Source organism: Streptomyces sp. NPDC045021 (assembly GCF_056432645.1).
The window spans coordinates 256,540-270,340 of the sequence record NZ_JBWKIQ010000005.1 but is presented as its reverse complement, the minus strand read 5'-3'; the positions used below and the strand labels follow the sequence as shown (position 1 = coordinate 270,340).

The 13,801-nt window shown below is 70.7% G+C and carries 13 protein-coding genes; 10 read left to right on the top strand and 3 right to left on the bottom strand.

All coding sequences use genetic code 11. The annotated features are described in order from the left end of the window. Window positions 1–20: 20 nt before the first annotated feature. The 8 genes from AC07DC_RS17970 to AC07DC_RS17935 all read left to right on the top strand — a co-directional run bounded on the left by AC07DC_RS17970 (window position 21) and on the right by AC07DC_RS17935 (window position 7,977). The gene (locus AC07DC_RS17970) at window positions 21–476 is read left to right on the top strand and encodes a guanyl-specific ribonuclease (protein WP_478915384.1); all 456 of its coding nucleotides are present in this window, start codon (window positions 21–23) and stop codon (window positions 474–476) included. Then, window positions 473–787, top strand: coding sequence for a barstar family protein (locus AC07DC_RS17965; protein WP_478915383.1), 315 nt, complete (start codon window positions 473–475; stop codon window positions 785–787). The genes AC07DC_RS17970 and AC07DC_RS17965 overlap by 4 nt, the downstream gene beginning before the upstream one ends. Window positions 788–941: 154 nt before the next feature. After that, window positions 942–2,381 carry a GuaB1 family IMP dehydrogenase-related protein gene (locus AC07DC_RS17960; RefSeq protein WP_478915382.1) on the top strand — a complete coding sequence of 480 codons (1,440 nt, stop codon included), beginning with the start codon at window positions 942–944 and terminating at the stop codon, window positions 2,379–2,381. A gap of 351 nt (window positions 2,382–2,732) precedes the next feature. Further along, on the top strand, window positions 2,733–4,223 hold the full coding sequence (locus tag AC07DC_RS17955; RefSeq protein WP_478915381.1) for an amino acid permease: 1,491 nt from the start codon (window positions 2,733–2,735) through the stop codon (window positions 4,221–4,223). Between the two features lie 10 nt (window positions 4,224–4,233). Further along, the gene (locus tag AC07DC_RS17950) at window positions 4,234–4,689 is read left to right on the top strand and encodes an Lrp/AsnC family transcriptional regulator (RefSeq protein ID WP_250974949.1); all 456 of its coding nucleotides are present in this window, start codon (window positions 4,234–4,236) and stop codon (window positions 4,687–4,689) included. Between the two features lie 148 nt (window positions 4,690–4,837). Beyond that, a complete protein-coding gene (locus AC07DC_RS17945; protein ID WP_478915380.1) occupies window positions 4,838–5,638 on the top strand; it encodes a carbon-nitrogen hydrolase family protein in 801 nt (266 codons plus the stop codon). Between the two features lie 26 nt (window positions 5,639–5,664). Then, window positions 5,665–7,368 (top strand): flavin monoamine oxidase family protein, encoded by a 1,704-nt coding sequence (locus AC07DC_RS17940; RefSeq protein WP_478915379.1) that lies wholly within the window; start codon window positions 5,665–5,667, stop codon window positions 7,366–7,368. 150 nt (window positions 7,369–7,518) lie between these two features. Further along, entirely contained in the window at window positions 7,519–7,977 is a 459-nt protein-coding gene (locus AC07DC_RS17935) for a phospholipase (RefSeq protein WP_478915378.1), read from the top strand. A 42-nt stretch (window positions 7,978–8,019) separates the two neighbouring features. On the opposite strand, the gene AC07DC_RS17930 is transcribed toward AC07DC_RS17935, so the two are convergent. Then, window positions 8,020–8,712 (bottom strand): DUF5995 family protein, encoded by a 693-nt coding sequence (locus AC07DC_RS17930; protein WP_478915377.1) that lies wholly within the window; start codon window positions 8,710–8,712, stop codon window positions 8,020–8,022. 92 nt (window positions 8,713–8,804) lie between these two features. Beyond that, a complete protein-coding gene (locus tag AC07DC_RS17925) occupies window positions 8,805–9,668 on the bottom strand; it encodes an NAD-dependent epimerase/dehydratase family protein (protein ID WP_478915376.1) in 864 nt (287 codons plus the stop codon). Between the two features lie 155 nt (window positions 9,669–9,823). On the opposite strand from AC07DC_RS17925, the gene AC07DC_RS17920 reads away from it, so the two are divergent. After that, window positions 9,824–10,702, top strand: coding sequence for a helix-turn-helix transcriptional regulator (locus AC07DC_RS17920; RefSeq protein ID WP_478915375.1), 879 nt, complete (start codon window positions 9,824–9,826; stop codon window positions 10,700–10,702). Window positions 10,703–10,720: 18 nt separating this feature from the next. On the opposite strand, the gene AC07DC_RS17915 is transcribed toward AC07DC_RS17920, so the two are convergent. Then, window positions 10,721–12,190 (bottom strand): glycosyltransferase family 2 protein, encoded by a 1,470-nt coding sequence (locus tag AC07DC_RS17915; RefSeq protein WP_478915374.1) that lies wholly within the window; start codon window positions 12,188–12,190, stop codon window positions 10,721–10,723. Window positions 12,191–12,499: 309 nt separating this feature from the next. On the opposite strand from AC07DC_RS17915, the gene AC07DC_RS17910 reads away from it, so the two are divergent. Further along, on the top strand, window positions 12,500–13,801 hold the full coding sequence (locus AC07DC_RS17910) for an alginate lyase family protein (RefSeq protein WP_478915373.1): 1,302 nt from the start codon (window positions 12,500–12,502) through the stop codon (window positions 13,799–13,801).

Below are 13,801 nucleotides of genomic sequence, written 5' to 3'. Positions count from 1 at the left end.
CGTGTGGCAGCATCGGCCGCATGCTGCTGCGGTCCGCCACGCGCGCGGCCGCCGCCGCGCTCCTGATGTGCCTCGTCGCGCTCCTCACCGGCTGTTCCTCGCAGGCCGGGACGGCCGGGACGGGCACCGCGACGCGTACCCCCGCATCATCGGGTTCCGTCTACGGCCCCACCGCTAGCGTCCCGGGCTGGGCCTCGGGCCGGGCGACGGTCGCCGCCGGCCGGCTGCCCGCCGAGGCACGCAACACCCTGGCGCTGATCGACCGGGGCGGCCCCTACCCGTACCCCAAGGACGGGGCCGTGTTCAGCAACTTCGAGAAGGAACTGCCCCGCAGGAAGTCCGGCTACTACCACGAGTACACCGTCACCACCCCGGGCTCGCGCGACCGCGGCGCCCGCCGGATCATCACCGGCGAGGGCGGGGAGTTCTACTACACCGACGACCACTACAAGACCTTCAAGGCGGTGCTGCGATGACGCCCACCGTGCTCGACCTCGCCGGTGTCACCACCCGGCACGAGTTCATGGACCGCTGCGCCGTCTCGCTGCACCTGCCCGAGTACTTCGGCCGGAACTGGGACGCCCTGGCGGACTGCCTCACCGATCTGTCCTGGTGCCCGGCCACGACCCACCGCCGGCTGCGGGTCACCGGCTGGCAGGAGTACGCCGCCGCCTCGCCCCGCGAGTGGCGCATCGTCACACAGATCCTCCGTGACGCCTCCGACTTCTGGCAGCACACCCAAACCCCCCTTCACGTGATCGTGGAGGAAGCCACAAACCAGCTCTGAGCCCCCTGGTGGAAGGCACAGAACGGGGGGCGCCGGTTCGCCAGAACTTGGTCGCATCGGCGATGATGGCGTAGGAGCCGCAGCCTGGACGGCGCTGGTTCGGTGCTGACTCCCCACCCGCCCCAGACGTATAACCGCAGGTGAGAGAGTTAGTATGAAATTCCTCAATGACGCAAAGCCCCCTTACGACCTGACGTACGACGACGTCTTCATGGTGCCCAGCCGCTCCGCGGTCGGGTCCCGGCAGGCGGTGGACCTCGCGTCCCCCGACGGCACGGGCACCACCATCCCGCTGGTCGTCGCGAACATGACCGCCATCGCGGGTCGCCGGATGGCCGAGACGGTCGCGCGCCGCGGCGGCCTGGTCGTCATCCCCCAGGACATCCCGATCGATGTGGTCGCGGACGTCGTCGCGCACGTCAAGAGCTGCCACCTGGTGCTCGACACACCGATCACGCTGGCACCGCACCAGACCGTCGCCGACGCGCTGTCGCTGCTGCCCAAGCGGGCGCACGGCGCGGGTGTCGTCGTCGAGGACGGCCGGCCCGTCGGCGTCGTCACCGACCACGACCTCACCGGCGTGGACCGCTTCACCCAGCTCACCGAGGTGATGACGCGCGACCTGCTGCTGGTGGACGCCGACATCGACCCGCGCGAGGCCTTCAACCGCCTCGACGCCGCCAACCGCAAGCTGGCCCCCGCCGTGGACGCGGACGGCCGGCTGGTCGGCATCCTGACTCGCAAGGCCGCGCTGCGCGCCACGCTGTACACCCCCGCCACCGACGCCAACGGCAAGCTGCGCATCGCCGCCGCCGTCGGTATCAACGGCGATGTCGCGGTCAAGGCCAAGCAGTTGCTCGACGCGGGCGTGGACACGCTCGTCGTCGACACCGCGCACGGCCACCAGGAGTCGATGCTCGCCGCGGTCAGGGCCGTACGCGCCCTCGACCCGCAGGTGCCCATCGTGGCGGGAAACATCGTCGCCGCCGAGGGCGTCCGCGACCTCATCGAGGCCGGCGCGGACATCATCAAGGTCGGTGTGGGCCCCGGCGCCATGTGCACCACCCGCATGATGACCGGCGTGGGCCGCCCGCAGTTCTCCGCCGTCCTGGAGTGCGCCGCCGAGGCGAAGAAGTACGGCAAGCACGTCTGGGCGGACGGCGGCGTCCGGCACCCCCGCGATGTCGCGATGGCGCTGGCCGCGGGCGCGTCGAACGTCATGGTCGGCTCTTGGTTCGCCGGGACGTACGAGTCCCCTGGCGACCTCCAGCAGACCGCCGACGGGCGGTTGTACAAGGAGAGCTTCGGTATGGCCTCGGCCCGCGCGGTGCGCAACCGCACGAGCGAGGAGTCCGCGTACGACCGGGCCCGCAAGGCGCTCTTCGAGGAGGGCATCTCCACCTCGCGGATGTTCCTGGACCCGACGCGTCCGGGCGTCGAGGACCTGATCGACTCGATCATCGCGGGAGTGCGCAGCTCGTGCACCTACGCGGGCGCGGGCTCGCTCGCCGAGTTCGAGGAGAAGGCCATCGTCGGCATCCAGAGCGCCGCCGGCTACGCCGAGGGCAAGGCCCTGCACGCCAGCTGGAGCTGACAGCCCCACAACGTCGCAGCGACACCGAGCGCCGGACCGGCTGGATTCCAGCCGGTCCGGCGCTGTCGCGTTGGCGACCCCCACAAAGCGGACAACGCAACGACCTGCCGCAGCGGGGGCAATGATTCGGCGCACTCCGGCGGTTTCGCGCAACGATCATCCGCAGATGCGCAATAGACCCGCATTACGGGCACTCGTCATACCTCGTAAGGTCATGCCCTGTACGTGGAGCGGTGGCGACCCCAAGCTCGGCGGTTCCCACCGGTAGTGCGCCGGGACGCGCGCTCCCGTACGGTGCCGCCGCGCCCTTGCCGCCGCCATCCGAGCCGGCACGACCAAGGAGCTCCCGCAGTGGCACGAACTGGCACAGCGCCGTCCACCTCCGACCGGACCGGGGCGACGCCCGCCCCGGGCGGACCCAACCCCGGCGGCGGCTTCGGCAGCAGGCTGATGCGGCGAAAGCCCGTCGACCGGCTCGTCGCCGAGGGCGGCCACGGCGACGGCGGGGAGCTGAAGCGCTCACTCGGCATGTGGCAGCTGACGATGATCAGCATCGGTGCGACGCTGGGCACCGGCATCTTCGTGGTGCTGGGCGAGGCCGTCCCCAAGGCCGGTCCCGCGGTGGTGATCTCCTTCGTCATCGCCGGGTTCACCGCACTGTTCTCGGCGCTCTCCTACGCCGAACTGGCGGGCTCCATACCGGTCTCCGGATCCTCCTACTCCTACACCTACGCCACGATGGGCGAGTTCATCGCCTGGCTCTGCGGCTGGTGCCTGATCCTGGAGTACGGGGTGTCGGTCGCCGCGGTCGCGGTCGGCTGGGGCCAGTACCTCAACGAGCTGCTGGACGGCACGATCGGCGTCACCATCCCCGACGCGTTCGCCAACCCGCCGGGCGCCGGCGGCGTCGTGAACATCCCCGCCCTGCTGGTCGTGCTGCTCTCCATGGCGTTCCTGCTGCGCGGTGCCCGGGAGAGCGCCCGCGTCAACACCGTCATGGTCGTCGTGAAGATCGCCTCGCTGGTGCTCTTCTGCGCGGTCGCCTTCACCGGCGTCCGGGCCGGGAACTTCCACCCGCTGATGCCGCTGGGCATGGCGGGCGTCAGCGCCGCGGGCGCCACGCTCTTCTTCTCGTACATCGGCTTCGACGCCGCCTCCACCGCCGGCGAGGAGGCGAAGAACCCCAAGCGCGACATGCCGCGCGCGATCATCCTCTCGCTGCTCATCGTCACCGTGCTGTACTGCCTGGTGGCGCTGGTCGCCGTCGGCGCCATGCCGTGGCAGCAGTTCAGCGACGCAGACGCCGCCCTCGCGCAGATCCTGCGCCAGGTCACCGGCCAGAGCTTCTGGGCGGTGCTGCTCGCCGCCGGCGCCGTCATCGCGATCGCCAGCGTGGTGCTGACGGTGCTGTACGGGCAGACCCGCATCCTGTTCTCGATGTCCCGCGACGGCCTGGTGCCCAGGATCTTCTCGAAGGTCGACCCGAGGACCGGCACCCCGCGCGCCAACACCGTGATCGTCTCGCTCTTCTGCGGCGTCCTGGCGGCCCTGGTGCCGCTCGGCGAGCTTGCCAACGCCACCAGCATCGGCACGCTCTTCGCCTTCGCACTGGTCAATGTCGCGGTGATCATCCTGCGCCGCACCCGGCCGGACCTGCCGCGCACCTTCCGCGTCGCGTTCTCGCCGGTCACCCCCGCCATCGGGTTCCTGCTCTGTGCGTGGATGATGACCAGCCTCGGCGCCCAGACCTGGAAGTGGTTCGGAATCTGGATGGCCGGCGGACTCGTGCTGTACTTCACGTACGGCATGCGCCGCTCCCAGCTCGCCCGAGAAGAAGTGTGAACCACCCGCTGTGCGCCTGAATGATCTCGACGAACGCATCGTCCATGCCCTTGCCGAGGACGCCCGCCGCTCCTACGCCGACATCGGCACCCAGGTGGGGCTCTCCGCCCCGGCCGTCAAACGCCGGGTGGACCGGCTGCTGGCCTCCGGCGCCATCACCGGCTTCACCGTACGGGTGGACCCGGCGGCGCTCGGCTGGGAGACCGAGGCGTTCGTCGAGATCTACTGCCGGCGCAACACCGGCCCCGGCGACATCCTGCGCGGCCTCGCCCGCTACTCCGAGGTGGCGACCGTCTCGACCGTCACCGGCGAGGCGGACGCCCTCGTCCAGGTCTTCGCCTCCGACGTGCGGCACTTCGAGCGGGTGCTGGAACGGATCGCCGGGGAGCCGTTCGTCGAGCGGACCAAGTCCGTCCTGGTGCTGTCGCCGCTGCTGCGGCGCTACACCTCGGGCTCGCCGACCTAGAGCATCCGCGCAACAGATCGCCGCCGGCTGCTTCCGAGACGCAACGGATCGCTGGTCGGTGCGCAAGATTCAGATCTTGTTGCGCGGGTGGCTGGAAACGTACCTTCTAAGAGACCCCGAACAGACCATCGAGCGACGAAGAGGATCCATGCCGCCGCTGCGCATCGCGCTGTACCAAGGCCCCGGCGGCGTTCCGGATTCCACCGGCGCCAGCCTGGCCGCGCTGGACGGCGCCGCCCGGCGCGCGGCGGCCGCCGGCGCCCGGCTGCTCGCCACCTCCGAGATGTATCTGACCGGGTACGCGCTCGGCGACCGGATTCCGGAGCTGGCCGAGCCCGCCGACGGTCCCGGCGCACGGCGCGTCGCCGAGATCGCCGCCGAGCACGGTATCGCGATCGTGTACGGCTATCCCGAGCGGGCGGACGGAGCGGTCTTCAACTCCGCGCAGCTCATCGGCCCGGACGGCACCACGCTGGCGAACTACCGCAAGACCCATCTGTTCGGCGACTTCGAGCGCGAGCACTTCACCCCCGGCGACACCGCGGTGGTCCAGGCGGACCTCGACGGCACCCGCATCGGGCTGTTGATCTGCTACGACGTCGAATTCCCGGAGAATGTCCGGGCCCATGCCCTCGCGGGCACCGACCTGCTCGTCGTTCCCACGGCGCTGATGCGCCCGTACGAGTTCGTCGCACAGACCCTCGTCCCGGCCCGCGCGTACGAAAGCCAGCTGCATCTGGCCTACGCGAACCGCAGCGGCGCCGAGGGCGAGTTCCACTTCACCGGGCTCAGCGCCCTGGCCGGCCCCGACGGCACGGTGCGCGCCCGCGCGGGCACCGGCGAGGAGTTGGTGATCGCCGACGCCGACCCGGAGGTGCTCCGGGCCGCGCGGGACGAGACCCCGTATCTGCCCGACCGGCGGCCCGAGTTGTACAGCACGCTCGTCTGACCATTTTTCGCGAGGAGACACCCCCAATGACGTCCGTGCCCACCGCGGTCCATGACGAGCAGCACGTCCAGGCGCAGGCCGAGCCCCCCATCACGATGTTCGGGCCGGACTTCCCGTACGCCTACGACGACTTCCTGGCGCACCCGGCCGGGCTCGGTTCCATACCGGCGACCGAGCACGGCACCGAGGTCGCGGTCATCGGCGGCGGGCTCTCCGGCATCATCGCGGCCTACGAGCTGATGAAGATGGGCCTCAAGCCGGTCGTCTACGAGGCGGACCGGATCGGCGGCCGGCTGCGCACCGTCGGCTTCGAGGGCTGTGACGCCGACCTGACGGCGGAGATGGGCGCGATGCGCTTCCCGCCGTCCTCCACCGCGTTCCAGTACTACGTCGACCTGGTGGGCCTGCAGACCCGGCCGTTCCCCAACCCGCTGTCGCCCGGCACCCCCTCCACCGTCGTCGACCTCAAGGGCGAGTCGCACTACGCCACCTCCGTCGACGACCTGCCCGAGGTCTACCACCAGGTGATGCACGCGTGGAACGCGTGCCTGGAGGACGGCGCGGACTTCTCCGCGATGCAGCGCGCCCTGCGCGAGCGCGACATCCCCGCCATCCGCGCGATCTGGTCCGCGCTGGTCGAGAAGCTCGACAATCAGACGTTCTACGGGTTCCTCTGCGACTCCCCGGCCTTCAAGTCCTTCCGGCACCGGGAGATCTTCGGCCAGGTCGGCTTCGGCACCGGTGGCTGGGACACGGACTTCCCCAACTCCATCCTGGAGATCCTGCGGGTCGTCTACACCGGCGCCGACGACGACCACCGCGGCATCGTCGGCGGCAGCCAGCAGCTGCCGCTGCGGCTGTGGGACCGCGAGCCGGACAAGCTCGTGCACTGGGAGCGGGGCACCTCGCTCTCCTCGCTGCACGGCGGCACACCGCGCCCGGCGGTCACCCGGCTGCACCGCACCGCGGGCAACCGGATCACGGTCACCGACGCGGCGGGCGACATCCGGACCTATCCGGCGGCGGTCTTCACCGCGCAGTCCTGGATGCTGCTGTCCAAGATCGCCTGCGACGACTCGCTCTTCCCGATCGACCACTGGACGGCGATCGAGCGCACCCACTACATGGAGTCGTCGAAGCTCTTCGTACCGGTCGACCGGCCGTTCTGGCTCGACAAGGACGAAGAGACCGGCCGCGACGTGATGAGCATGACGCTCACCGACCGGATGACCCGCGGCACGTACCTGCTCGACGACGGCCCGGACAAGCCGGCGACCATCTGCCTGTCGTACACCTGGTGCGACGACAGCCTCAAGTGGCTTCCGCTGAGCGCCAACGAGCGCATGGAGGTCATGCTCACCTCGCTCGGTGAGATCTACCCCAAGGTCGACATCCGCTCGCACATCATCGGCAACCCGGTGACCGTGTCGTGGGAGAACGAGCCCTACTTCATGGGCGCCTTCAAGGCGAACCTGCCGGGCCACTACCGCTACCAGCGGCGGCTGTTCACCCACTTCATGCAGGACGCGCTGCCGCAGGACAAGCGCGGCATCTTCCTCGCAGGCGACGACATCTCCTGGACGGCCGGCTGGGCCGAGGGCGCGGTCCAGACGGCGCTCAACGCGGTGTGGGGCGTCATGCACCACTTCGGCGGTGGTACCGACGCGACCAACCCCGGTCCCGGCGACGTGTACGAGGACATCGCGCCGGTCCTCCTCGACGAGGACTGAGCGCCGCCGGGACACGTACCGCCGGTCGGGTTGACGTCGTAACGTGTCCCGGGCTTAAGGAGTTGTATAGCGGGACGCCAGTGCCGCGCGGTGCAATCCTCCGTGTACGCGGTCCGCCCCACGCGGGCCGCCGGATCCCGGAGGTAGCGCATGAGACGTCGCCTGCCCGTAGCCCTGGCCGTTCCGACCGCCGCGCTGATCGCGTTAGTCGGCGCCGCAGTTCCGGCGTCGGCGGCTCCCGCCGACAAACCCCAGGTCCTGTCCAGCTGGACGCAGACCACGGTCACCAGTTACAACGCCTTCATCTCGGCGCGCAACAACCAGGGCGCCTGGTCGGCCTACGGCTTCGACTGGTCCACGGACTACTGCTCGTCGTCGCCCGACAACCCGCTGGGCTTCCCGTTCAATCTCTCCTGCGCCCACCACGACTTCGGCTACCGCAACTACAAGGCCGCCGGACAGTTCACCGCCAACAAGCCGCGGCTGGACAGCATGCTGTACGAGGACCTCAAGCGGGTGTGCGGTTCGCACGGCTACAACGTGGTGACGAAGGCGGCCTGCAACAGCCTCGCCTGGACGTACTACCAGGCCGTCAAGCAGTTCGGCTGACCCTCCGATCCGTCTGACCCACCCGACCCGCCCGATCCGCTGTCATCGGCGGACCAGTGGGGTGAGCAGGAACCGGCCGACGAGCCCCACGCCCGCGTCGAGCCGGTCCGCGCACTCCTGGTACATCTCACCGGTGTGCCGCAAGGACCAGAGCAGGCGGGACGCGGCCCAGGCCGCGTCCCGCGCCCGTTCCAGGCTCCAGGAGCCGACCAGATGGGTCAGCGGGTCGGCGATGTCCAGCAGGTCGGGCCCCGGCATGAGCTCCTCGCGCACCCGCTCCTCGATGGCCACCAGAACATCGCCGATCCGCTCGAAGTCCCCTTCCATCGTGGCGGGTTCGCGGTCCAGGGCGCGGCAGGTGTCGACCAGGGCGAGCGCCAGGTCGTGGCCGATGTGCGCGTTGATCCCGGCGAGTGCGAACTGCAGCGGCCGTACCCCCCGGTGCCCGCGCAGCTGCAGCAGTGGACGCCAGCAGGCGGGGGCCCGGCGCCGGGAGGCGCCCGCGCCGACCGCCGCCAGGTAGCGGCCGGCGAAGCGCACGTCCAACTCGGCCGCCGCGTCCGGATCGTCGAAGAGCCCCGCGGTGATCAGCCGCCGCATCTCCTCGGTGACGGAGAGATAGACCCGGTTGAAGACCGCGACGCCGTCGTGCGGCGGCAGCGAGGCGTCCAACGCGCGCATCCGCGCCACCACTTCGTCCACGTCACCGGGGACTGTCCGCTGCGCCGTCGTCATGTGCCCAGCGTCCCAGCCGGCGGGCGCGGGGCACGGCCGCGCGCCGGTGCGTCCCTGAAACGGGTGATCGCCGCAGCGGTCGGGCCGCCAGGTCAGAGAGCGCCCGCGTCCCGCGCGGTCCACGCCGAGGGGTAGCAGGGGCGGAAGCCCAGCTCGTCGCGGATACGGGTGGTCGACACCACGCCGTCCCACGGGTCCTCCAGCGGCCGGTCGTCCATTCCGGCGGGCACCTCGACCCCGTTGAGCTGGTGCAGTTCGACCGCGGTCACCGGGGCGTCGTCGGCGATGTTGTAGACCCGCCCGGCCGCTCCCGGCGCCCGCAGCAGCCGCAGCAGACCCTGGGCGACGTCCGCGTGGTGCACCATCGTCAGCCGCTTGTGCCCGGCCCAGCCGCCCGCCCACCGCAGGGACTGCGCCAGGTGCGGGTCACCCTCGCCGTAGACGAAGGCGAGCCGGCCGATCCGCACATCGAGATCGTGCTCGCGGTGCAGTGCCAGCAGACCGCGTTCCGCCTCGGCCTTCGAGGCCGGGTACGCGCCCCACATCGGTGAGCCGGCCAGCGGCTCGTCGTCCTCCACCGCGGGGCGCCCGCGCCCCGCGCCGTACACCAGGTTCGTGCTGACCTGGACGAAGCGGCCGGCGCCGGCTTCCACGGCGGCCCGGCCCAGCTCCACGGCGGCGTCACGGTTGACCGCCCAGACCTCCTCGTCCGGCACACCGCGGAAGGCCGCCGCGATGTTCAGCACGGTGTCCACTCCGGCCAGCGCCTTGCGTACCGCTTCCGGGTCGCGCAGCTCGCCGACCGCGACCTGCGCCCCGAGCCGGGCGGCCGCGGCGCCGCGCTCCTCGTCGCGTACCAGTACCCGGACCCCTTCGCCGGGCGCCGTCCGCGCCAGCAGCCGGGGGAGGAACCGCCGTCCGACCTCGCCCGTCGCACCTGTCACCAAAGTCAGCATGTCGTGCCCCTCGAATCAGCCGTCTGAGCCGTGCCGGCGGATCGTGCTCCGCCGTGGCCCAGCGTGCGGCGGGATGCCGCGCGGCGGGAGAGACCCGTCCATCCGGGGATCAGCAGTCCCTGGATACCGTCCGGCCGCGGCCGCATGCTGGAGGGGTGGACAGAACCGAACTCGCCGACTTCCTGCGCCGCAGCCGCGCGCGCCTCAGCCCCGCGGACGTGGGCCTCACCGGGGGCGCCCGCCGCCGCACCCCGGGCCTGCGCCGCGAGGAGGTCGCGCAGCTGGCGGGGATGTCCGCCGACTACTACGCACGCCTGGAGCAGGCCCGCGGCCCGCGGCCGTCCCGGCAGATGCTGGCCGCGCTGGCCCGCGCGCTGCGGCTGACGGAGGACGAGCGCGACCATCTGTTCCATCTGGCGGGGGAGGAACCGTCCCCGGCCCACCGGCGGGGGAACCCGGCGTACGACCGCGCCGGATCCGTCCATGTCAGGCCCGCCCTGCTGCTGGTCCTGGACCGGTTGCACGACACCCCGGCGCAGGTGATGAGCGACGTCGGCGACGTACTGGCGCAGAACGCGCTGGCCGCGGCGCTGGTCGGCGATGTGTTCTCCGGCCCGCCCGAGCAGCGCAACATCGTCCGGCGGATGTTCACCGACCCGACGGCGCGCGAGCTGTTCCCGGCCGAGGACCGGGACGGGCTCGCGCGCAGCCAGGTGGCGAATCTGCGGGCCGTGCTCGCGGCCCGGCCCGACGATCCCCGGCCGGCTGCCCTGGTGGCGGAACTGCTCGCGTCCAGCGCCGAGTTCGCGCGATTGTGGGAGGCCCACGAGGTGGCCGTGCGGCGCTCCTCGGTCAAACGGTTCCAGCATCCCGTGGTGGGGCTGCTGGAACTGGACTGCGAGGTCCTGCTGAGCGCCGAGCACGACCAGCGGCTGATCGTCTACTCGGCGCGGCCGGGCACCGACTCCTACGAGCGGCTGCGGCTGCTGCGGGTGGTCGGGCTGCAGGACCTCACGCCGAGCGGTCGCGGCTGACCGCGCCGGCGTGCGGGCTCACCGGGAGAGCCGCTTGCGGATCTTGCGCTTGACCGTTCCGGCGATGCCGCGCCAGTTGGTGACGATCAGTTCCGCCTGGCTCTCCGGGTCGCGGGAGAGCCAGACCAGCATCGGGCGGAGGCCGGAGTGGAACCTCTTGCGGCCCGCCGCGCTCGCCGGGAGCTTCGTTCCGGGAAAGCGGATCGGGAAGTCCTTGGACTGGTCGCCGTACGACAGTCGCAGCAGTATTTTCCACGCTCCCGGCCGGCGGACCTCGGCGCCCAGATGGCGCACGTCGAAGACGGTCGTGAAGGTCAGCTCCGTCTCGTCGCCGCCCGGATCCCCGGTGGGCACCACGACCTCGTGGCCGTCGCCCACCCGCTGGAGCACGAAATGGTGCTCCAGTTTCCCGGGGCGGCTGGCGGCCCGCAGCCGGGTGCGCAGGCCGACGGTGAACCGCCGGTTGTCGGGCAGCCAGGCCACATCGGTGATGTCGGCCCAGTCGGACTGTTCGAACCGGGCGAGGGCGATCAGTTCGTCCAACTGACCGCCGCGGAGCAGCTGTCCGCGGGTCTGGTCGAGCGGGGACAGCGGTGCGAGGACCTCTTCCGGGATGAAGTCCTCGAGGAGTTCGGCGGCCAGCCGCACATAGGCCTTCTGCTGCTCCTCGGGCCAACGCGGGAAATTACGGCCGAACTTGCCGAGAATCTCCACCTGACCCCAGCGCAGCAACAGGCTGTTGCGCCGCTCGCCGGGTTCGGTTTTCTCGACCACCGTCTCCAGGACCTTGCGGATGCCCGCGTAGAAGACCTCGGGGTCGGGCCCCTGCTGGGTGAGATGGGGGAATCCGTCCCGCAGCATGAGGTAGTAGCAGTCGTAGTCCGCGACCACCGAGATCGCCTTGGCGGCGAAATAGGCGGGCACGATGAAGATCTGCTCCTCGGCCAGTCGGACACCCTCCGCGAAGCGCAATCCGTGCTCGGCCACCAGCGAGCGGCGGAACAGCTTGTGCGCGGTCAGGCTCCAGACCGCCTTGGTGCTGTAGATGTCGCCGCGTTCGACATTCTGCCGAAACGGTCCTGCCGCCGCGGTCCTGCCCACCCCGCGGATCCGTCCGAGCACCACGTCGGAATCGTCGCGACGGGCCGCCCCGAGCATGCGCTCGAAGGCCTCCGTGCCCAGATAGTCGTCGGGATCGGCGAAGAAGAGGAACTCTCCGGTGGCGACATCGATGGCGCGGTTGCGGGGGCCGCCGGGAGCGCCCGAATTCTCCTGGTGGAGGACCCGGATCTCCGGGTGCCTCGCCGACCAGCTGTCGAGCAGTTCGCCACTGCCGTCCGTCGATCCGTCATTGACCGCCACGACCTCGATACGGTCGATTCCGATCGTCTGGTTGACAACGGATTCCAGGCATTCGTCCAGAAAGTCGACAGCGTTGTAGACCGGAATGATGACGCTGACCCATTTATCGGTCACGTTCTCGGTCACGGTCGCCTCCTAGGTAATGGCCGCAGCAAAGAGAGGGTGGGGGGAAATCAGGATCCGGCCGCCGAGGTGGAAACGCCTGGCGCCGAGGAGGGGCAATCTAGCGTAACGGGCGGGTGGATCGGCCCCCGCCCGTCAGTCGGTACCTGGCCGGCATCCGGTCATGGGGGATCGGCTCCGTGGATGGCATTTCTCCCCCTTCCCGGTCTCATCCGTGAATCGTGCGCGAAGCGTTGTCAGGCATGAGCGGCTGCCTTACGCTCACACGGTTGTCAGTGTGAACGCCATTCATGTATGTGATTGGAGTCTGTGATGAGCGCAAGACGTAGGGGCCGGGGAGCGCTGCTCGCCACCGTGGCCGGACTCGCCGCCCTGCTCGTGCCCATGGCATCGCCGGCGTCCGCGGCGCCCGTGCGCGCACCGGCGCACGCCCGGTCCGCGCCGAAGGCTCCGAAGACCGTCGTGCTGGACGGCGAGGCGCTGCGGCAGGCGAAAGCACGGCTGTCGAAGGGCGACCCCGCACTGCGGCGGGCCGTCGCCGACCTCAGGACACAGGCCGACGGCTGGCTCGGCAAGGGACCGTGGACCGTCACCGACAAGGACCGCACACCACCCGGCGGCGACAAACACGACTACCTCAGCCAGGCCCCGTACTGGTGGGCGAGCCAACCAAAGACCGCGGACAACCCGATGGGGTGCCCGTACGTCCAGAAGGACGGCCAGCGCAATCCCGAGGTCGACGAACTCACCGACCACGACGAGCGCGGTGAGGTGTTCGCCTCCGCCTACACCCTCAGCCTCGCCTGGTACTACACCGGCAACCCGGCCTACTCGCGGCACGCCGCCGAGATCCTGCGCACCTGGTTCACCGATCCGGCCACCCGGATGAACCCGAACCTGGACCACGCGCAGATCATCCCCTGCAAGTACGACGGCCGGGCGATCGGCATCATCGACTTCTCCCAGGGCTTCACCAGCGTCCTCGACGCGACCGCGATCCTCGACACCGGAGCCCCCGGCTGGACCACGGGAGACCGCGGCGGGATGCGTACCTGGTACGAGGGCTTCCGCGGCTGGCTCGGCGGCGCCTTCGGCAAGGAGGAGGCCGCGGCGGCCAACAACCACGGCACCTTCTTCGACATGCAGCTGGCCGCACTCCAGCTCGCCACCGGTCACACCGGCCTCGCCAGGCAGACGGTGCTGAAGGCGCGCGCCGGGCGGATCGACCCGCAGATCGCCGCCGACGGCAGCCAGCCGGGCGAGATCTCCCGCACCCGCAGCTGGCACTACTCCACCTTCAACCTGGTGGCGTTCACCCGGCTCGCCGCGATCGGCCGGCACGTCGGCGTCGATCTGTGGGCCTACCGGGGTCCGGCCGGGCAACGGCTCTCCACCGCGGTCGACTACCTGCTGCCCGCCGCGACCGGCAAGGCGCCCTGGCCGCACCCGGAACTGGACTTCCATGCCTACGCGGCGAGCGACATCGTCCATGCCGCCGCCGACGCCGGGGACGCGAAGGCCCGCGCGGCGGTGCCCGCCCTCCAGGTCCCGCCCGGCGGCGACCTGTGGGCGCTGCGTCCCGCGGCCGAGCAACTGGACTCGATCACCGGCTGA

Bases quoted from the DNA above. Each gene is read 5' to 3' on its own strand.
- AC07DC_RS17970 (WP_478915384.1), top strand. From the start codon at position 21: ATGCTGCTGCGGTCCGCCACGCGCGCGGCCGCCGCCGCGCTCCTGATG.
- AC07DC_RS17965 (WP_478915383.1), top strand. From the start codon at position 473: ATGACGCCCACCGTGCTCGACCTCGCCGGTGTCACCACCCGGCACGAG.
- AC07DC_RS17960 (WP_478915382.1), top strand. From the start codon at position 942: ATGAAATTCCTCAATGACGCAAAGCCCCCTTACGACCTGACGTACGAC.
- AC07DC_RS17945 (WP_478915380.1), top strand. From the start codon at position 4,838: ATGCCGCCGCTGCGCATCGCGCTGTACCAAGGCCCCGGCGGCGTTCCG.
- AC07DC_RS17940 (WP_478915379.1), top strand. From the start codon at position 5,665: ATGACGTCCGTGCCCACCGCGGTCCATGACGAGCAGCACGTCCAGGCG.
- AC07DC_RS17935 (WP_478915378.1), top strand. From the start codon at position 7,519: ATGAGACGTCGCCTGCCCGTAGCCCTGGCCGTTCCGACCGCCGCGCTG.
- AC07DC_RS17930 (WP_478915377.1), bottom strand. From the start codon at position 8,712: ATGACGACGGCGCAGCGGACAGTCCCCGGTGACGTGGACGAAGTGGTG.
- AC07DC_RS17925 (WP_478915376.1), bottom strand. From the start codon at position 9,668: ATGCTGACTTTGGTGACAGGTGCGACGGGCGAGGTCGGACGGCGGTTC.
- AC07DC_RS17910 (WP_478915373.1), top strand. From the start codon at position 12,500: ATGAGCGCAAGACGTAGGGGCCGGGGAGCGCTGCTCGCCACCGTGGCC.